The sequence below is a fragment of the Aeromonas sp. 19NY04SH05-1 genome (assembly GCF_040581895.1).
Classification (GTDB): Bacteria; Pseudomonadota; Gammaproteobacteria; order Enterobacterales; family Aeromonadaceae; genus Aeromonas; species Aeromonas enteropelogenes.
This window is the reverse complement of record NZ_CP095328.1, coordinates 431,175-448,711: the sequence shown is the minus strand read 5'-3', so window position 1 is coordinate 448,711 and position 17,537 is coordinate 431,175. Positions and strand designations below refer to the sequence as shown.

Sequence of the window (17,537 nt, the reverse complement as noted above, 5' to 3'; positions counted from 1 at the left end):
CGAAGGTGGACGATATTATTAATCACTGATGGCCGGCCGTCAGCGCGATGGGCAGTGAGCCACCCGGTTGCGCCCTGCTCGCTTGGCACGATAGAGCCACTCGTCGGCGCGCGCCAACGCCAGATTGATATCCTCACCCGGTCGCACCAGCGTCGTACCCAGACTGACGGTCAGCGTAACGGGGTCGGCGGCCAGGGCTGCCACTGCTGCACGGATCCGCTCCGCAATGCGCAATAACGTCAGTTCGTCCAGACGCGGCAGCAGCACCAGAAACTCCTCGCCGCCGCTACGAACAAAGAGATCCTCGCTGCGCAACTGGGTCGCCACACACTCGCAGAAGCGTTGCAGGGTCCGATCCCCTTCCTGATGGCCGAAACGATCGTTGACCTGCTTGAAGTGGTCGATGTCCAGCATGATGAGGCCATGACCCTCCCCCTGCTGCAACCGGGCCCAGTGATCGAAGAAGAATCGCCGGTTGTAGAGACCGGTGAGCTGATCGGTTTCGCTTTGCAATTTCAGTCGCTGTTGCAGCTCGTGCTGGCAGGTAATATTGCGGGTTACCCAGACGACCGCTCGCTTCCCCTCATACAGAGAGGGCAAGGGGGCAATCTTGCCCTCGAATCGCTGCATCCCTTGCGGCCCGACGGCTGCATCGATCCCCGCCACCTCAGTGGCCGCAAGATCATATTCCACCACCTGGATCTGGCCACTATCCAGCGCCAGCATCACCTGTTCCATCACCCATTGCGCCATCACCGCAGGCAGTACGTCGAACAGTCTCTTTCCCGTCAGGGGGTTACCGTCCTGATAGGACTGCTCCTCCATCCCGCCCAGGTATTCGATGTAGTAGCCATCTTCGCTCAGGATAAAGAGAGGATCCGGCAGTTGGGCCATCACTTCATAGAGTTGCTTGACCGAAAGCTCCATTCCGTCTCCTCCTGCGAGCCTCAGGCAGCGAAAGGCTGGCTGACTGTCAAAATATCGTACCGTGCCAGACCCGGAGCGAACATCAAATTCAATCAGTGATGAACCTTGATGCGCAAATAATGTTCAACCTGGTAATCAACCGAGCTCTTTGCCGGTATTCAGCAACACCAGCATGAGAGGCTCTGATTCATTTTGGCATCTGCCATGAGCTGACAGCAGATTGTTTGAGTCTCCAGGTTCCATTAGGCTGATACCCCAGAGCGCCTTCTGGTCCCCGGCCAGGGCTCCTCAAGCTTGAACCCACCAACGGAAAAGGAATATCCGGGGCGTTGTTGCCCAAATCAGCCAGCAAGTCATGACTTCCCCAGCCCTGGGTAACCGCTACACTCGAGGTTTTCTGACAGGTAGGCCCAGGGTATTCAGCTTGTTTATGGCGCTGACATACGCCATGACTTCTCCCACTTGGCCGTTGTAGTTACGCAGACTGATTTTCCCCGTCAGCAACTGCTTGAACCGATACATCGCCGTCTCTGCCAGTGAGCGACGGTGATACCCCGATATCTTCTTCCAGTGTGCCAGCCCTTCCTTGCGCATCACCAGCACAGCGTCATTTCTTGGGTGTCCATTTTTCCATAACCCCGCGCTCTTGCGAGGCGGGATACAGGCTGTCGCCCCTTTGCGCGAGATAAGCTGATGGCTGGCTTTGCTGTCATAAGCTCCATCCGCATAAACATGTCCCAGCTTACGCCGCAGAGGGTTGAGCAAGGTGGGCAACACCTCGGCATCATGGACATTTTCCAGCGAGACTTCCGCCGCCACGATATCGTGGGTCACCGGGTCTACCGCCAGATGCAACTTGCGCCAGACTCGCCGTTTCTCGGCGCCGTGTTTTCTGACCTTCCACTCGCCTTCACCAAACACCTTCAGACCGGTTGAGTCGATAACCAAGTCGGTAATGCGTCCCTTTGAGGGCTGCCGATAGGCCACTGTCACCGTGCGGGCCCGCTTGCAGACACAGCTGTAATCGGGGGCACAAAGCGGTACGTTCATCAACTCGAACAGGGAGTCGAGTAGTCCCTGGGTGGCCCGCAGAGTGAGGCTGAAAATCCCCTTGAGCATCAGGAAGGTACAGATGGTCTGGTCAGTGTAAAGCTGGCTGCGGCCCCGCCGCCCATGATGGTCGTGGTGAAACCAGTTGCTCATGGCATCGGCATCAACCCAGAAGGTGAGTGAACCACGATTAATCAAAGACTTGTTGTATTTAGGCCAGTTGGTGATGGGGTGAAGCGACGTGCCCATGATGCAGATTTGAAGAGGATGGTGGTGATCAGATCACCAAGTCCTCAGTTAGTTCCATTCAAGCTGCATCGATTTGGGCAACAACGCCAATATCCGGATGAAGAAGACCCTAGTCACCGCCAGGTTCGATGTCGTCAACCCAGAGGGTGAGCAACTTCGCCTGAAGATCGCCATCCACAGGCCCAGACCTGACCCCAGATCCGCCAACGGTGACCATCGCTGCAAGGTGAAGCTTGCCGGTCTGCGCGACAAGACCCTTATCCATGGTATCGATGCCCTGCAGGCCCTGAGCCTGGCGCTGGCATTTGTCGAGAGCGAGCTGCGCGCCTTCTCGGACGCCGGTTGGCAGTTTTATCAACCGGGTTGCCCGGATCAGCCCGTCGATATCACCGCCTGCTACTTCCCGATGCTCTGAGACAAGGTGGCGTGCCACCGACTGCCATGGCGGCTCTGATGTGAGGAATTGTTGATGATGGCAAGCGAGCAATCACTATCGGTCTCGCTGGCCATAACGTATGGGCAGGGTAAAGGGTAAAGGAACGCAACAGCCGGTATCTACTGAAGGGGGGGGTCATCCCCCTACCGGCCCGCAAGGGTCACCTCTGGCCTGGTGCCATGGTGACCCCGACAAAGTCCAAACTATCGGCTGGCGAAGCGGCTCGCATTCCAGAGCAGTTCGCCACTGCGCAGATCCATCAGGCTCATGGCAAGCCGATAACGTCCCCCCTGTTGCACCAGATCCCCGTAGAGCATGTAACCCGCCCCGGTCTGGCGCCCCAGGCGCACCAAAGAGGCAGGATTGACTCCCCCTTGCTGATATTCAAGCTGGCTGGTGATGGCTGCGACCTGGCCCGGGTCGACGAAGCGAAACTCGCTTTTGGACTGGATCCGCTTGATCATGGCCGCCGCCATGGGGCGTGTGTCGAGAGATTCCCCCGTTCCATTCTGGGGTGGCGTGAGCAGCAGCACAGGGTTGCCATTGGCCAGCTCCCGCACCTCGGGGGCCTGGACGAAGGCATCCGCCATGGCCACGGCCAGCGCGGTCGGTGCCACCGGTTTTTGTACCGGTGGTTTCACCTCGGGTTGAGTCACGGGAGGCTGGGTGACTGGCTCGCTCGGCGCAGGCGTCTGGGGCTCACTGCCGGGCCAACGATAGGGATTGACGCTACACCCGCCCAGCAGCAGGACACTCAGCAACAACAGGGGACGCATTTTCATCTTGTGGATTCTCTCGACAGTAAAGTAGCGGCGGCATGTTTGGCTCGCCAAAGTTTCCATGCTAGGTAAATTTTCGTGGAAGATCGATGCCCGCAGCATTGCGGGCGACAGGGGCTGCCCCAGCGATCCGTCCGCCTTCGCAGGCCAGTACAGAAGTCAGTTACAACTCGAAGATTACCCTATTCTTGCCGGCACTCTTGGCTTGATAGAGCGCCATGTCCGCTCTTCGCAGAAGATGTCCGATCTCGACATCCGCAGGGGTAGAGACTGACGCCCCTATGCTGGTCGTGACTTGAATGGTGTATTCGCCATATTCGATAAGCAACTCTTCAATCAAGGCTCTTATTTTTTCAAAAATATCATCGCTGTCATCATGGGAGCCCCCGGCAATAATCAATGCAAACTCTTCCCCGCCAATGCGAGCAAATACATCATGCTCCCGGACGACGGTGCAAACGGCAGCAGCCAACTGCCTGAGCACGAGGTCTCCCGCCTCATGACCATAGCGATCATTCAACTCCTTGAAATTGTCGATATCAAGAATCGCCACGGTACAGGGAACCCCTGTCAATAACGAATGGGCGACCCGGCTCTGCCCTTCTGCCATGAATGCCCTGCGGTTGTATATGCCGGTAAGATAATCGGTAGAAGCCAACACTTTCATTTCATCGACTTGCAGATAGAGCTGGATATTGAGGGCGAGCCAATGGGCCAGACACTGCAAAATGACAGCGTCTCTCGTTGAGTAAAAAAATTTATCCTGATGCGCCACATTCAGGGTGCCGATACAGTTGTCACCTTGCAGCATGGGGGCATCCATGCAACAGCCCATCCCCTTGTGATACAACATCTGGCAGTCCAGCTTGTCAGACATGCTCAAATCATCACAGATGGCCAAACGACCCGATGAAAATACACCACCGACAAATGTATCTTTAATGGGCATAAGAAAATCAAGAGGAATGGCCCGATTACCGGAAATGGAATAAAGCTTCAGGAAATGTTCATTTTCTTTAATTGTAATACTGACTCGTTCGGCTTTAAATAAATGGTGAATCCAGTTTGCCACCACATTCAATACATCTTGCAGTGATTTGGAACGAGATATATCAAGGATAAATGATACTGGCATGGTTATATCACCGCCGGAATTTAATTTATCCAGTTCGGCTGTATCAAGATAACGTTCATTATGCATAACATTCCCCATATATCTCATCAAATAGACTGCATTTAATTGTTCTATCAGCTATAAAATGAACTTCAACTGCATAACAAAACAACCATTCAAATAAATATAGAACAGATAAACCGCATTGTAAATGTCGATTATAAAGTAATTAACTTTATTATTTACTATAGCCCGTCATCTGCAGATTAATAATGAGGAAGCGATATTCTCCGGCCATCCAGGCCCCGTATCTCCATAATGGATCAAGGTGGAACCCTGTTTGCGGATGAGATGGCTTGACGCAACAAACAGTCAACGCCCGGCGACAGATGGTGACGGTCGACGACGGCAACAGGCGAGCCTGTTCGTCACCATGACGAAATGGATAAAAAAAAGCCCAGCTTTTCAGCTGGGCTTTTGTGTTGGCTCCTCCTACTGGACTTGAACCAGTGACATACGGATTAACAGTCCGCCGTTCTACCGACTGAACTAAGGAGGAATTGTAAGTGGTGCCCAGAGACGGAATCGAACCGCCGACACGGGGATTTTCAATCCCCTGCTCTACCGACTGAGCTATCTGGGCAAATGGTGCCGGCTACCGGAATCGAACTGGTGACCTACTGATTACAAGTCAGTTGCTCTACCTACTGAGCTAAGCCGGCACACTTCAAACCATTGCGCATGAACAAATTTTTATTTCATGACACCAAAATTTGGTGCCCAGAGACGGAATCGAACCGCCGACACGGGGATTTTCAATCCCCTGCTCTACCGACTGAGCTATCTGGGCGTGGGCGCTATTAAACGGATTTTAAGGCTGGTGGTCAACGGGAAATTTCACTTTTTGTCTCGTTCGTCTCTTTTTTGCTCAACGCGCCCCATTTCCTCCACTTCCCCCTCACTGGCCCTGCGCTTGCGCCCCCACACCCTGGGTTCTTCTCCCTTGAGCAAACGGGCAATGTTCTCGTGATGGCGGATCAGGATGAGGCAGGAGAGCAGCGAAACCGGCAAGGTATATTCGGGTTTGAGCAGGTAAGTAAAGAGCGGCGTCAACAGTACGGTAATGATGGAAGCCAAAGAGGAGTAGCCACTCACCAGCAGTACCAGCAGCCAGGTACCTATCACAGCGCCCCCCATGCCATAACCGATGGGCAGCATGGTGCCCAGCGCCGTCGCTACCCCCTTGCCTCCCCGGAAATGGAAGAAGAGGGGATACATGTGGCCAAGACAGGCCGCCACGCCGATAAAGCCGAGGTAGACGGGTTTGATTTGCAGAAACCAGGCGAGATAGACGGGGGCCATTCCCTTGATCACATCGAGCAGCAAGACCACCAGAGCCGCCATCCGGCCACCGAGGCGCAGCACATTGGTCGCCCCCGGATTGTGGGAGCCATGATCCCGCGGATCAGGCAGACCGGTGAAGCGGGAGACCAGCACAGCACTGGATAGTGAACCACCCAGGTAGGCCAGAATAATCATCAAAATCGTCAGGGCCGTCATCTTGGTCGTTTTTACCACGATATGAATGGGGTATGATGCGGGCCACATACGCTGGCTTGGACCCTTTGCCCAACCAGACAGCCTCGGCAAGCATGTCGCCCGGCCAGCATCCCTGCGCTGTCATCACAGCCCATCAAGAGTAAAGAAGAAGTACAGTCATGGACAAGGTGTTTATTCGCGGACTCGAGGTTTTGACCACCATAGGTGTATATGAGTGGGAGAAGGGCATTCGCCAGAAACTCCGGTTTGACCTTGAGATGGGGTTCGACAACCGCCCCGCCGCCGCAACCGACGATATCAAGCTGGCACTGGATTATGCCGACCTCTCCAACCGGATCTGTGAACATGTCAGCGGCAAGGTAGTCGAACTGGTCGAAACTATGGCTGAGCAGGTCGCCACCCTGGTGCTTGCCGATGAGCGGGTACAGTGGGTCAAAGTGACTCTCACCAAGCCAGGTGCCGTACCCAATGCCGAAGGCGTCGGCGTCGAGATCCTGCGCCATCGCACACCGGTAGCGAGCGCCAACTGATGACCACCCTCTATATCAGCCTGGGCTCGAACATAGAGCGGGAGCGCCATATCCGCGCCGGTCTTGATGCCCTGTACGGCGAGTTTGGCGAGCTGCTGGTGTCACGGGTATTCGAGAGCGAGGCGGTGGGCTTCAATGGTCGCCCCTTCTACAACCTGGTGGTGGCGGCGCAGACCGATCTTCCACTGGCGACCGTCTGCCAGCGCCTGCGCGCCATGGAGTTTGCCCACGGCCGCGAACCGGATGCCAAGAAGTTCGCACCCCGCACCCTGGATCTTGACCTGCTGCTCTATGGAGATCTGGTTTGCGACACACCGATCACCTTGCCCCGCGGCGAGATCCTCACCAACGCCTTCGTGTTGTGGCCACTGGCCGAGCTGGCACCGGCCCTGCGCCATCCGCTCGATGGCCGCACCATGAACGAGCTGTGGCACGCCTATGACAAGGCCTCCCAGCAGCTCTGCCCCATTCCCTTTCACTGGGAAGCAGCGGCATTGCAGCACTGATCGACAAGGGCACCTCGGTGCCCTTGTCGCTTATGGCAGATTAGAAAGCATGATTGGCCCTTGCCCTGTAGTGCTGGCAGGATAATTCCCATGAATAAGGAGGAATAGATGCCACTCGATACCATCCATCACTTCAACTGCCAGCTGCTCGCCGATCTGCCCCATCAGCGTTATCAACACGAGCCCATCCTCGATTACGCCACCGACGAGCAGGTCAAGGCACGCCTTGGCTGGCAGGCGGAGTTCAGCAAGACCCTGTTTCTCAAGTTCAAGGATGGCCGTTTCGCCCTGTTGCTGACCCACAGGGACGGGCGGCTGGACAACAAGGCCGTCAAGGCCACCCTGGGAGCCAAACCCTCCATTTGCACGGCCGAGGAGATGCAGGCACAGATCGGCTGCCTGCCGGGAGCCGTCTGCCCCTTTCTGCCGCGCGCCGACATCCCGCTGCTGATAGATCCGCAGCTGCTCGCCCATCACGCCTTTACCTGGACCCCGGGTCACCCGGAACACACCTTTCTGCTGGAAACCGCCCACCTGCCCCAGGTGCTGGCACAGCTGCCCTGCCAGGTCAGCTATCTGCCCGTGGCAACGACCTGAATCCGTCCCACTCCTATGGGCCCAAGAGCCGTGTCACCGCTCCGGGATGCGGCCTTATGCCACCTTCACGACAACCATCACCATGAGGACTGTCTCCCCTCTGCCATAAGGAAGTACTTCCTCACTTTGTGGGCGGCTAGCCACCAACAAAACAACTGCCTGATCCCGAACGAGATTGTCTGTCCTCCTCACAAACTGTCAGGTGACAGACGACGCAGCAACTTATTGACAATAAACATAATATTAAAGTTTTTGCTCGACTGAACGATAATGACGGGTACTTCCCCTGTTGCTGTGAGGCAGTAATGAGCGTCAAACAGAAGTTACTTTGGTCCGCCTTCCTCATCACCCTGATCCAGCTGCTGCTGGTCGGAGGCCTATCCTACTTCTCGGAGCGAAACGAGCAGCTTGCCATGGCACAGCGACTGACCCAGCAGCTTGACTCCGAACGCACCCAGCTGGCGCTCGACGAGAAGCTATACCTGCTGCGCAAGGATCCCTCCCTTGTCACCGAGTTCGCCGCCCAGAGCCAGCGGATCCGGGAGACCATCCAGCTGCTCCAAGGCTACCTGCCTGCGGAGATGGATGCGCACCTGACCGTGCTCGGTGGTGCACTCGATGACTACCAGGCTGAATTCAAACGACTGCAGAGCGAGCAGGAACGGATCGGCCTCACGCCGGAAGCAGGCCTCTACGGCAAGCTCAGAGCTGCTACCCATGCGCTTGAGTCGGCCCTCAAGGAGCGTGACGATCCTCGCCTTGAAGTCATCTTGTTGCAGCTGCGCCGCAACGAGAAGGACTTCATGCTGCGCCGGGATGCACGCTACCTGGATCAGCTGGAAGCCAACGCAACGCCGCTGGCCGAGGCGCTGGCCGCCAATCCGGAACAGGCCGAGCTGCTCCAGCGCTACCGCCAGTACTTCAAGGAGCTGGTTAGCGCTGAACAGCAACTGGGTCTGACCGGCAAGGATGGCCTGCGCGCAAGCCTGATCCAGAAAGAGCAGAAGATGGCCTCGGCAAGCGCCACCCTGCTCAAGGAGCTGACCACTTACGTCAATGCCCAGCATGATCGCCAGACCTGGATGATGATCATGTTGTGTGCCGTTGGCATCATCACCGCCCTGCTGCTCAACCTTGCCATCGGTCGCAGCATCATGAGCGGCCTCGACAAGCTGGCCGACGTGATGCGTCGGGTCACCAGCAACAACGATCTCACCCTGCGTGCCAGATTGACTGGCAAGGACGAACTGGTCGCCATGGGCCGTGACTTCGATACCATGCTGGATCACTTTCACGCCCTTATCGAACGGGTGAAAGGCTCGGTCGGGCACCTGGAGTCCCAGACCCGGCTGCTGAGCCAACAGGCAGAGCTGACCCAGCAGGCCTTGTCAAAACAGCTTGAGGAGAGCGATCTGGTGGCCAGTGCCGCCACCGAGATGGAATCCACCATCGCTAATATTGCGGACAACACAGAAACCGCTGCCGCCAGCGCCCGCGACACCCACAGCGCCGCCGAACAAGGCCGTGACAGTGTGCAACAGACCGGCCAGACCATACGCCAACTCTCGGAGCGGCTGGATGAAACCGGCCATGAGGGCGAAGCCCTGTCGCAGGAGAGCCAGACCATCAGCAGCGTACTGGACGTGATCCGGGCCATCGCCGAACAGACCAACCTGCTGGCCCTCAACGCCGCCATCGAGGCGGCCCGGGCCGGGGATCAGGGGCGTGGTTTCGCCGTCGTGGCTGACGAGGTTCGCAGCCTGGCGATGCGCACCCAGCAGAGCACCACGGAGATCGCCACCATCATAGGCAGCCTGCAGTCACGCACCGCCAGCATGGTGGCGCAGATCGGTGAGTGCCGCGACAATGGCGAGCAAAGCGTCTCGGCGGCCCAGCTGGCCGGAGAGCAACTCAATCTCATCACGGAGCGGATGGAGGCTGTACTCGACATGAATACCCAGATCGCTACCGCCGTGGAGGAGCAGAGCTCGGTAGCCGCCGAGATCAACCGCAACGCCGTGATGATCCGCGACATCGCCAACCAGGTGCGTGGCCAGGCCGAAGAGTCCCTGTCCGCTACCCTGCAGGTGGAGCAACAGGCCAGCGAGCTGGCCAGCGCCATCGATCAATTCCGGGTCTGAGGCCGCTCCAGCTGGGCGAAGATGAGCGCCGCCAGCATGGAGAGCAGCCCGACACAGAGATAGGTGAGGTGAAAGCCCGCCAGCCACTGCCCGCCGGCGGCGTCAGCCCCGCCGGAGAAGAGTCCAAGCAGGCTGGCGGCGATGGCTACCCCCAGGCTCATGGAGAGCTGCATCACCACCGACAGCAGGCCGTTGCCGCTGCTGGCATAGGTCGGGCCTAGATCCTGCAGGGTCAGGGTATTCATGGCGGAAAACTGCAAGGAGTTGAGCGCGCCAAAGAGGGCCAGCCAGCCCAGCAGCACCTCGTAAGGCAGCTGGTTGTCGATGAAGTAGAAGCTGGCGATCATGGCCCCCAGCGCCAGGGTATTGCCGATCAGAATGCGGCGATAGCCGATGCGCGGAATGAGCTTGTTCACCAGCGTCTTGGTCAGCATGGCCCCCAGCACGGTGGGGATCATGGTCATCCCCGCCTTGCTCGGCGAGAATCCCAGTCCCAGTTGCAAGAACAGTGGCGTGAGAAACGGCATGGCACCACTGCCGAGGCGGGCAAACAGGTTGCCCCAGATGCCGATGGCGAAGGTGTTGGTCTTGAACAGCGCCAGGCTGAACAGCGGCTCCTGCGCATTGGCTGCGTAGAGCCAGTAGCTCGCCATGGCCGCCAACCCGAAGATGAGGGCAAACAGCGCCCAACCGGTGGAGATGCTGTGCTCCCCCAATCCCTGCAAACCTACCGACACCAGCACCATGCCGATGCTGAACATCACGAACCCCTGCCAGTCGAATTTCGCCGTCTCCTGGCGCAGATCGGGCATGAAGTGCCAACTGGCTAGAAAACCGAGTACCCCCACCGGCAGGTTGATGAGAAACACCCAGTGCCAGCTCGCCACCTCTACCAGCCAGCCCCCGAGCGCCGGCCCCATCAAGGGGCCAAGCAGCCCCGGAATGGTGACGAACGACATCACCCGCAGCAGTTCGTGCTTGCTGTAGACCCGCAGTACCGCCAGCCTCCCCACCGGCATCAGCAGGGCCCCACCTATCCCCTGCAACACCCTGGCCGCCACCAGCATGGGCAGGGTATTGGCGGCAGCACAAGCCAAAGATCCCAGGGTAAACAACAGGATGGCCGCCAGATAGATGCGACGGGTGCCGAACCTGTCCGCCAGCCAGCCGGAGGCGGGGATGAGCAGCGCCACCGTCAGCATGTAGGCGATGACCACGGACTGCATCTGCAGCGGGCTCTCCCCCAGCGCCTCGGCCATGCTGGGCAGGGCAGTGTTGAGAATGGTGCCATCCAGCGTCTGCATGAAGAAACCGACCGCCGTCAGCAGAGGCAGCCACTTGCGCTGGGCCGGGGTAACCATGTGTGTGCTATCGGGCATGAGCAGCCACCTCCTCTTCAGACAAAAAAAGACCCGCACGAAAGCGGGTCACATCAGACTATCAGGCATCCGGCTGGCCGAGCATGGCTCTGAGCTGCTCTTCCAGACTGGGTTCGGGTGCCTTGAGGGTATCCAGAAACAACCGCTCTATCCCCGCCTTGTCCTGGCTCTTCACGATGAACACCAGCCGCGACTGGGCCTTGCCCTCCGGCCAGTCCCCCAGTGCCTGCAGCGGATAGAGCTGACCGTGCACCCCGTGGATCACCACCGGCTGGCTCTCCCCTTCCAGCTGCAAGATCCCCTTGAGCCTTAGCAGGGCATCGCCGTACTGCGCCTGCACCGCGTCGATGGCCGCCAGCAGGCGGGAGGGCTTGAGCGGCTCGCCGATACGCAGGGAAAAACTCTCTATGTTGCCATGCTCGAAATGGGTCGGCGCAGCCGTCCCCACCTTGGCGGCGAATGACTTCATCTTGGGTTGCATCGGCGAGGCCAGCCCCTGTTTGGGGGACTCGGTGCGCAGCCAGGCCAGCAGCTGACGCACGTCGCGCCCCGCCGTCTCGTTGTAGACACCCAATTTTTCCAGCACGATCGGTGACAGCTCGCCGTTGATCACCCGCTCGATGGGCGCCGCCGGATTGAGGGCCGCCAGCTGGCTCTCGATCCGTGCCAGGGTCTCCTCATCCACCAGGTCGCCCTTGCTCACCACCAGCAGATCCGCCAGCGCTACCTGCTTCACCGCTTCATACTGTTGGATAAGCTGCTGCTCGATATGACCTGCATCGACGACTGTGACTGTGCCGTCGAAACGATAGCGCTGGGCGATAAAGCCCTCCTCGCGCAGGGTAAACAGCACGGGGGCCGGATCCGCCAGCCCTGTGGTCTCGATGATGAGTCGCTTGAAGGGTTTAATCTTGCGCTGGATGGCCTTCATAAAGAGCCCCTGCAGCGCTTCTACCAGGGAGCCCTGCACCGAGCAGCAGATGCAGCCGGAATCGAGCAGCACCACCTGTTCATCCACCTGCTGTACCAGATGATGATCCAGCCCCACCGAGCCGAATTCGTTGATCAGCACGGCACACTCGCCGAGCTCGGGCTGCTTCACCCAGTGGTTGAGCAGCGTGGTCTTGCCGCTGCCGAGAAAGCCGGTCAGCAGGGTCACAGGGATGCGGGTATCTTGCATATCGGTCATGTCAAATCCTTAAAACCTGGCGTGATGAGAGGGCTAACCACCCTCACTTGTTGGCAAACAGATCCGCAAGCCAGCGGTTTTCGAAGCGGCCATGGGGGTCGAGCTCGCCCTTGAGGGCCAGGAAGTCGTGCCAACGCGGCAGCAAAGCCGGGAAGTCATAGAGATCCATCGCCAGGTGCTTGCCAAAATGCGGGATGCCGCCGAGGGGCACCAGCAGTTGCTGCAACTCGCGCATCTGCTCCATGGAGCCGTTGACGAAGGTGCCGTCCGCCGCCAGATAGACCAGGAAACCAATCCAGCACACCGACTGGCCATAGGCAGCGCTGAGCCAGGCCTCGGAGGGGCCGGTGCAGCGCAGGATAAAGGGATAGTGCAGCACGCCAGGATTGGCCTCTTGCCACTTCTGCAACGTCTCCAGCGCCTCCCGCATGCGATGCAGCGGCACCGCCACCTCACAGTTGATCTGGGGGGCCGGGATCCCCTTGCAGAGGATCTGGTAGACGTTGCCCACCAGGTCCGAGGCATCCTTGAAGCGACGTACCGTCTCGAAGTGCTCCCCCGCTAGCGCCTCGTCCTTGGTGTCCTTCGCCATCTTCTGCAGGGTAGCGTCGATGGTGGCATTCATGCGGGCGTCGATGTCGCCATCCAGCAGCAGCGGCTCGCTGCCCGCGGCCCGGTAGCGGGCCACCTCCTCCTCACTGGCGGGATCCACCAGCCAGATGTGGCTCTCGCCGGTCCAGGCGAACCACCAGCTCTTCACGAAACCGTGTTCGCGGTTCAGCCGCTCGTTGTGCTCCAGCAGGAAGGAGTAGTCGGTGGTGAACTTGGTGCAGCGCATGATGCGGTTCGGCACGGTGCGCAGGGTGACGTCGAGCAGGATGCCGAGCATCCCCATCCCCATCACGAAGGCGCCGAAGCGCGGGTCGGTGCGATCCACCCGGATGATGTCGCCACTGGCCAGCATCACGGTCAGCGCCTCCACCGCGTCACACAGGGCTGACTGGTGCAGCCCCTGGCCATGGGTGCCGGTGCTGAGCGCACCGCCCAGGGTCTGTATGCCGATGACGCCGGGGGAGGCGGGCAGCATCCGCTCCATGGCAATCAGTTCGGCGTAGACGGTGTCGAGCGGTGTGCCTGCCTGGTAGGTCACCGTATCGGCGGTCTGTGCCAGCTGGCCGCGCAGGTGGTGCAGGTCCACCAGCAGCGCCTGATTGCCCTCGGCATAGACACTGTGGATGGGTTCGAAGGAGAGACCGGAGCCGATGAGCCGCAGCTTGCGCTCCGGAAATTCGCGCAGCAGCGCCTGCAGCTCGTCGCGATGTTTCGGGCGCCACACCTGCTCCAGTGCCCCGAGCGGATTGGTTCTGGACCAGTTGAACAGCACCTCCCGATTGTCGATCGCCTTGATGCTGTGAAATGCCTGGAACTGAACCGTCATACCGCGCCTCATCTCTATCTGACGTCAAAATGAGCGACGATTCTACCGAAAAGTCCGCGCCAAGGCATGAAAAACAAGCCCTTGCGATCAGGAGGGGAAATGCGTCGTGGCGGCCATTCAAGCACCTTTCGTCATTCGATGAGGAAGAAGTGCGGGCACTTATTTACGCCACAACAAAATAATTGTTTGCTTTTTATTCATTTCACGGCCAGAATGCGCGCCGGCTAGTTAATCAGCCCTGTTTATGTTTACCCTGCAATGCTTCACCTCACGATGAATCCTGTCAGTACCCGCATAACCTTCTTCTGATTTACTCGCCTCGAGAACCGTCAGGCTGTCCGCCTGCGTTGCCCGGCTCTCACGGCGCAGACCCGATCTGCCCACCCATGTGAACCATGCATCCGCATATTCCTTGGCATATTCCTTGAAAGTGCAGACGCCCGTGAGACGGGCTGGGTATTCCTGCGCGCCTGTCAGCCATCCGGGCTGACCGCGCCCATTGACCTGTCATTTGCCAACACAAGGAGCAAACATTTAATTTATATAGAGAAATACCATGATGAAAGCAGTAAAAACACACAAGCCCCTGCGTCGTAGCAAACCCATCAACCTGCCCGTGCAAGAGCACGATGACGATGGGTTTCTGATCCAGTTCAGCACCCGCTTGAGCGGCGGTTTCGCCATCTCCTGTGATGGCATCGCTGGCGAGTTCTCCATCGAAGACCTCCACTGATCCTGCCTGCCACACGGCAGCGCCCGATGCAGACAGGCCGCAACTCACGGCGGCCTCTTTGCGACAGCCATCTCCCTTACAACCGAATAATCAGCCTCTCCGCTCAGAAAACCGCTCTCAGATCCGGCACGGCTCGACGTCCACCGCCTCCAGTAGCAGGCACTCGTCGGCATCTTCTGCGAGCTTCACCAGACGGCTGCGCACCAGCCCCAGCTTGGCCAGCAGGCCAATGGAACGCTCGTTGCCCGGGGTGACGATGGCGATGACCCGCTCGATCCCGAGCCGCTCGCGGCCATCCTGCAAGGCGGCATGTGCGGCTTCGATGGCATAGCCCTGCCCGCGATAAGCAGGCAAAAAGGCATAGCCGATATCCTCGCAGGGCAGGCTGTCGCGTCTGATAAGGCCGCACATGCCGAGCCTGGCGCCATCCTCCCTGCGTTCCACCAGATAGAGGCCGTGACCGTGACGGGCATAGCTGACCGCGGGCCCCTGCTGGATATATTCCTGCGCCTGCTCCAGGGTACGAACTCCCCGATCGCCGATGAAGCGATAAAAATCGGCATCGTTGAGCAATTCGAGGATAAAGGGGGCATCGGCGAGATGCATCTCACGCAGGGTCAGACGGGGTGTGAAGATCATGACAACGGCTCTCAAAACAAGGAGATAGAGAGCAAAGAGTGCTCCCCTCATCCCGTACTGGCAAGCCCGCGTGGCTGTCGGCATGAAAAAGGGGCCGTTTTCGGCCCCCTTTGCAACCCCGTAGCGTCAGGCTGCCAGCAATCCGGCGTAGCCATTGCCCTGCTCGCGCAGTGCGGTGAATTCGGCCGCGCAGTCAGCCCAGGGCAGCCCCAGCTTGTCGGCCACCTTGTCAGGCCACTCTGGGGGCGCCGCCTCCCCCACATCCGACTGGGCCGCCAGCACTATGGCCAGGTGAATAAGCCCTGCCTCGGTAGAAAACTCCTTGGCCAGCATGGGGTTGTAGTGGTACTCCACCGCGCTGCAGATGGTGTCGGGAAACTTCCACAACTTGGCCATGGCCGCTCCCACCTGGGCATAGTTGAAGCCGACCACCAGCTCCTCAGCCTTGGCCCGCCCCTTGTGCAGCTCCAGATCCTTGATGTGCAGCACGGTATTTTCCGGCAGCCCCACATGCATGATGAGCCGCCCGAGATCATGCAACAGGGCGCAGGTGAAGACCTCCTCTCCTTTCATTCCTTTTCGCACCGCCAAACGGCGCGCCAGTTCGGCCACGTTGAAGACGCAACCCCAGAAGTGCCTGAGGTCGAGGCCGGGCACCGCCTTGACCGACTCGGTCAGGCTGCAGGCCAGTACCATGTTGCGCACCATGGCCAACCCAAGCCGGACCGTGGCTTCGTTGACAGTGGCAACCTGGCGACTGCCGCCGAATTTTGCTGAGTTGGCCAGGCGCAGCAACTTGGCCGAAATGACCGGATCCTTGGCGATCTGCTTGCTGATCTTGCTCAGATCCGGCTCCCTCTCGTTGAAGGTCTGGATCAGTTCGCGCATCACTTCGGGGATCTGGGGCAGGTTGTGTGGCTGTGCCAGCAGGGCATCTATCGTAGGCATAGGCTTATCCATCCATCTGGTATGTGTGCAAACCTGTTTGCGGGGCAAACGCCTACTAATTATGGGTAACAAGCCAGCGCTATAACGGATTCTTTATTTGCCGATGACTCAAGGTGTTAGAAAGCATTCGGGCTATACTGGCCGCCACATTCACTGTTGCGGATATCCCATGAACGACGACTCTCAGGAATTTTTCGACGAAGCCGCCCTGCTGGAGATGGTGGACAACCAGCTCGCCGATGGCCAGCCGCCCCAGGTGAAGGCGACCCTGATGCGGCTGGTGATGACGGGCACCCCGCGAGAAGAGGCGCTGCAATACATCGCCTGCGCCCTCGGCGCCGAGCTGATGGCGATGGAAGCCGAACAGGGCCCCTTCAACCTGACCCGTTATGGCGAGTTTCTCGACAGCCTGCCCGAGATGCCCTGGGCCGACTGAATCAGGTCTCCGTACGGTAAAAAAACAGAAGGGCGGGTGCCGATGGCCCCGCCCTTCTTTCATGAATCAGCTTTTGACCGATCAATACTGGGAGTTGATGATCACCTCTTCCCCCAGCGCCCCCGCCAGCGGTAGTGGCCGGTAAGTGGAGTTGGCCGCCCGCAGCAGGCGGATGCCGCGAATGCCCGCCGCCTGCGCCGCCTTGATGTCCCCGTCGGCATCGCCGTAGAAAACCTTCATCTTTTTATCTTTGAGCCACTGCACCTTGGTGTTCTGCCCAGGCTGGTCACCGGCAAAGATCACCGGATTGAGCCGATCGGCCGGGATCCCCATGGTCTGCTGCAGGGTTTGGGTCACCGTCTCGGTGCGGGTGGCCGAGCGCCCGGTGACGAAGTAGATGCTGTCGCCCCGCTTGAGGTGCATGGCGATCAGCGCCTTGCCCACCTGTTTTGGCACGCTGAACGCATCCCAGCCATTGTTCATCTTCTCCCAGAAGGCGGGGTTCTTGAGATAACTCTCGTCTTTCGGGGAGAACTCCTGCTTGCCGCGATAGAAGCCGGGGCTCGAGAAGAGCAGGGTGTCATCGATGTCAAAGCCCACCGCCATCGGCGGCAGACCGTCCAGACTGGCGGCAATCTGGGCCAGCGACACCCAGTGAACGGGCGCCTGCTCGGCCAGCGAGGCGGTGGTCACGCCGGCAGGGGCCGGTTGGGGTGTGGCGGTAACGTCGGCAATGGCCGGGAGAGAAAGGACAGCTGCCAGCAGGGAGGCGAGCAGCACGGGGCGGGAAACAAATTTCATCGCACGTCTTCTTCTTCAAACAAAAGAGGGGGCTCATGGTGCCCCCATCCCCTTGTCCAAACTGTGAGTTACCCTACAAAAGGGA

At 58.9% G+C, this 17,537-nt stretch carries 18 protein-coding genes and 4 tRNA genes; 7 read left to right on the top strand and 15 right to left on the bottom strand.

The genetic code is table 11. From position 1 onward, the window contains the following. Positions 1-39: 39 nt before the first annotated feature. A complete protein-coding gene (locus MRK42_RS02135) occupies positions 40-927 on the bottom strand; it encodes a sensor domain-containing diguanylate cyclase (protein WP_026455836.1) in 888 nt (295 codons plus the stop codon). 381 nt (positions 928-1,308) lie between these two features. Then, complete coding sequence (locus tag MRK42_RS02130; protein ID WP_354688854.1) at positions 1,309-2,226, bottom strand: IS5 family transposase; 918 nt, start codon at positions 2,224-2,226, stop codon at positions 1,309-1,311. A 97-nt stretch (positions 2,227-2,323) separates the two neighbouring features. On the opposite strand from MRK42_RS02130, the gene MRK42_RS02125 reads away from it, so the two are divergent. Continuing rightward, on the top strand, positions 2,324-2,641 hold the full coding sequence (locus MRK42_RS02125) for a hypothetical protein (protein WP_354689039.1): 318 nt from the start codon (positions 2,324-2,326) through the stop codon (positions 2,639-2,641). Between the two features lie 224 nt (positions 2,642-2,865). Here the strand turns inward: MRK42_RS02125 and MRK42_RS02120 are convergent, their stop codons facing one another. The 7 genes from MRK42_RS02120 to plsY all read right to left on the bottom strand — a co-directional run bounded on the left by MRK42_RS02120 (position 2,866) and on the right by plsY (position 6,115). Then, the gene (locus MRK42_RS02120) at positions 2,866-3,444 is read right to left on the bottom strand and encodes a hypothetical protein (protein WP_042029055.1); all 579 of its coding nucleotides are present in this window, start codon (positions 3,442-3,444) and stop codon (positions 2,866-2,868) included. A gap of 160 nt (positions 3,445-3,604) precedes the next feature. Further along, the gene (locus MRK42_RS02115) at positions 3,605-4,642 is read right to left on the bottom strand and encodes a sensor domain-containing diguanylate cyclase (RefSeq protein ID WP_026455834.1); all 1,038 of its coding nucleotides are present in this window, start codon (positions 4,640-4,642) and stop codon (positions 3,605-3,607) included. Positions 4,643-5,038: 396 nt separating this feature from the next. Next, positions 5,039-5,114: transfer RNA gene (locus MRK42_RS02110), tRNA-Asn, on the bottom strand. 8 nt (positions 5,115-5,122) lie between these two features. Continuing rightward, a tRNA-Phe gene (locus MRK42_RS02105) sits at positions 5,123-5,198 on the bottom strand. A gap of 3 nt (positions 5,199-5,201) precedes the next feature. Next, positions 5,202-5,277, bottom strand: a tRNA-Thr gene (locus tag MRK42_RS02100). 52 nt (positions 5,278-5,329) lie between these two features. Then, positions 5,330-5,405 (bottom strand) — tRNA-Phe (locus tag MRK42_RS02095). A 47-nt stretch (positions 5,406-5,452) separates the two neighbouring features. Next, complete coding sequence (gene plsY / locus MRK42_RS02090; RefSeq protein WP_026455833.1) at positions 5,453-6,115, bottom strand: glycerol-3-phosphate 1-O-acyltransferase PlsY; 663 nt, start codon at positions 6,113-6,115, stop codon at positions 5,453-5,455. A 158-nt stretch (positions 6,116-6,273) separates the two neighbouring features. Between plsY and folB the strand changes: the two genes are divergently transcribed. The 4 genes from folB to MRK42_RS02070 all read left to right on the top strand — a co-directional run bounded on the left by folB (position 6,274) and on the right by MRK42_RS02070 (position 9,889). Beyond that, positions 6,274-6,645 (top strand): dihydroneopterin aldolase, encoded by a 372-nt coding sequence (folB, locus tag MRK42_RS02085; RefSeq protein ID WP_042029053.1) that lies wholly within the window; start codon positions 6,274-6,276, stop codon positions 6,643-6,645. Next, the gene (folK, locus tag MRK42_RS02080) at positions 6,645-7,151 is read left to right on the top strand and encodes a 2-amino-4-hydroxy-6-hydroxymethyldihydropteridine diphosphokinase (protein ID WP_354688853.1); all 507 of its coding nucleotides are present in this window, start codon (positions 6,645-6,647) and stop codon (positions 7,149-7,151) included. Before folB ends, folK begins: the two co-directional genes overlap by 1 nt. Before the next feature lie 108 nt (positions 7,152-7,259). Next, positions 7,260-7,748, top strand: coding sequence for a YbaK/EbsC family protein (locus MRK42_RS02075; RefSeq protein ID WP_224210888.1), 489 nt, complete (start codon positions 7,260-7,262; stop codon positions 7,746-7,748). Positions 7,749-8,053: 305 nt separating this feature from the next. Further along, positions 8,054-9,889, top strand: coding sequence for a methyl-accepting chemotaxis protein (locus tag MRK42_RS02070; protein WP_354688852.1), 1,836 nt, complete (start codon positions 8,054-8,056; stop codon positions 9,887-9,889). Here MRK42_RS02070 and mdtD read toward each other — a convergent pair. The 3 genes from mdtD to MRK42_RS02055 all read right to left on the bottom strand — a co-directional run bounded on the left by mdtD (position 9,874) and on the right by MRK42_RS02055 (position 13,895). After that, positions 9,874-11,268 (bottom strand): multidrug transporter subunit MdtD, encoded by a 1,395-nt coding sequence (mdtD, locus tag MRK42_RS02065; protein WP_354688851.1) that lies wholly within the window; start codon positions 11,266-11,268, stop codon positions 9,874-9,876. The genes MRK42_RS02070 and mdtD overlap by 16 nt on opposite strands. Positions 11,269-11,329: 61 nt before the next feature. Beyond that, positions 11,330-12,457: a GTP-binding protein gene (locus tag MRK42_RS02060; RefSeq protein WP_354688850.1), complete on the bottom strand. Its 1,128-nt coding sequence runs from the start codon at positions 12,455-12,457 to the stop codon at positions 11,330-11,332. A 43-nt stretch (positions 12,458-12,500) separates the two neighbouring features. Then, a complete protein-coding gene (locus tag MRK42_RS02055) occupies positions 12,501-13,895 on the bottom strand; it encodes a D-arabinono-1,4-lactone oxidase (RefSeq protein ID WP_223379778.1) in 1,395 nt (464 codons plus the stop codon). 556 nt (positions 13,896-14,451) lie between these two features. Between MRK42_RS02055 and MRK42_RS02050 the strand changes: the two genes are divergently transcribed. After that, positions 14,452-14,628, top strand: a complete 177-nt coding sequence (locus tag MRK42_RS02050) for a hypothetical protein (protein WP_354688849.1) — start codon at positions 14,452-14,454, stop codon at positions 14,626-14,628. 117 nt (positions 14,629-14,745) lie between these two features. On the opposite strand, the gene MRK42_RS02045 is transcribed toward MRK42_RS02050, so the two are convergent. Beyond that, positions 14,746-15,267 (bottom strand): GNAT family N-acetyltransferase, encoded by a 522-nt coding sequence (locus tag MRK42_RS02045; RefSeq protein WP_354688848.1) that lies wholly within the window; start codon positions 15,265-15,267, stop codon positions 14,746-14,748. Positions 15,268-15,393: 126 nt separating this feature from the next. Next, the gene (locus tag MRK42_RS02040) at positions 15,394-16,215 is read right to left on the bottom strand and encodes an HDOD domain-containing protein (protein WP_354688847.1); all 822 of its coding nucleotides are present in this window, start codon (positions 16,213-16,215) and stop codon (positions 15,394-15,396) included. 169 nt (positions 16,216-16,384) lie between these two features. Here MRK42_RS02040 and MRK42_RS02035 point away from each other — a divergent pair, with 169 nt between their 5' ends. Beyond that, positions 16,385-16,651: a hypothetical protein gene (locus MRK42_RS02035; RefSeq protein WP_061476904.1), complete on the top strand. Its 267-nt coding sequence runs from the start codon at positions 16,385-16,387 to the stop codon at positions 16,649-16,651. An 81-nt stretch (positions 16,652-16,732) separates the two neighbouring features. Here MRK42_RS02035 and aphA read toward each other — a convergent pair whose 3' ends face one another. Further along, positions 16,733-17,452, bottom strand: coding sequence for an acid phosphatase AphA (gene aphA, locus MRK42_RS02030; protein ID WP_354688846.1), 720 nt, complete (start codon positions 17,450-17,452; stop codon positions 16,733-16,735). Positions 17,453-17,537 lie beyond the last annotated feature (85 nt).

Excerpts from the sequence above, each read along its gene's own strand:
- MRK42_RS02135 (WP_026455836.1), bottom strand. The coding sequence starts at position 927 with ATGGAGCTTTCGGTCAAGCAACTCTATGAAGTGATGGCCCAACTGCCG.
- MRK42_RS02130 (WP_354688854.1), bottom strand. The coding sequence starts at position 2,226 with ATGGGCACGTCGCTTCACCCCATCACCAACTGGCCTAAATACAACAAG.
- MRK42_RS02125 (WP_354689039.1), top strand. The coding sequence starts at position 2,324 with ATGAAGAAGACCCTAGTCACCGCCAGGTTCGATGTCGTCAACCCAGAG.
- MRK42_RS02120 (WP_042029055.1), bottom strand. The coding sequence starts at position 3,444 with ATGAAAATGCGTCCCCTGTTGTTGCTGAGTGTCCTGCTGCTGGGCGGG.
- MRK42_RS02115 (WP_026455834.1), bottom strand. The coding sequence starts at position 4,642 with ATGCATAATGAACGTTATCTTGATACAGCCGAACTGGATAAATTAAAT.
- plsY (WP_026455833.1), bottom strand. The coding sequence starts at position 6,115 with ATGACGGCCCTGACGATTTTGATGATTATTCTGGCCTACCTGGGTGGT.
- folB (WP_042029053.1), top strand. The coding sequence starts at position 6,274 with ATGGACAAGGTGTTTATTCGCGGACTCGAGGTTTTGACCACCATAGGT.
- folK (WP_354688853.1), top strand. The coding sequence starts at position 6,645 with ATGACCACCCTCTATATCAGCCTGGGCTCGAACATAGAGCGGGAGCGC.
- MRK42_RS02075 (WP_224210888.1), top strand. The coding sequence starts at position 7,260 with ATGCCACTCGATACCATCCATCACTTCAACTGCCAGCTGCTCGCCGAT.
- MRK42_RS02070 (WP_354688852.1), top strand. The coding sequence starts at position 8,054 with ATGAGCGTCAAACAGAAGTTACTTTGGTCCGCCTTCCTCATCACCCTG.
- mdtD (WP_354688851.1), bottom strand. The coding sequence starts at position 11,268 with ATGCCCGATAGCACACACATGGTTACCCCGGCCCAGCGCAAGTGGCTG.
- MRK42_RS02060 (WP_354688850.1), bottom strand. The coding sequence starts at position 12,457 with ATGACCGATATGCAAGATACCCGCATCCCTGTGACCCTGCTGACCGGC.
- MRK42_RS02055 (WP_223379778.1), bottom strand. The coding sequence starts at position 13,895 with ATGACGGTTCAGTTCCAGGCATTTCACAGCATCAAGGCGATCGACAAT.
- MRK42_RS02050 (WP_354688849.1), top strand. The coding sequence starts at position 14,452 with ATGATGAAAGCAGTAAAAACACACAAGCCCCTGCGTCGTAGCAAACCC.
- MRK42_RS02045 (WP_354688848.1), bottom strand. The coding sequence starts at position 15,267 with ATGATCTTCACACCCCGTCTGACCCTGCGTGAGATGCATCTCGCCGAT.
- MRK42_RS02040 (WP_354688847.1), bottom strand. The coding sequence starts at position 16,215 with ATGCCTACGATAGATGCCCTGCTGGCACAGCCACACAACCTGCCCCAG.
- MRK42_RS02035 (WP_061476904.1), top strand. The coding sequence starts at position 16,385 with ATGAACGACGACTCTCAGGAATTTTTCGACGAAGCCGCCCTGCTGGAG.
- aphA (WP_354688846.1), bottom strand. The coding sequence starts at position 17,452 with ATGAAATTTGTTTCCCGCCCCGTGCTGCTCGCCTCCCTGCTGGCAGCT.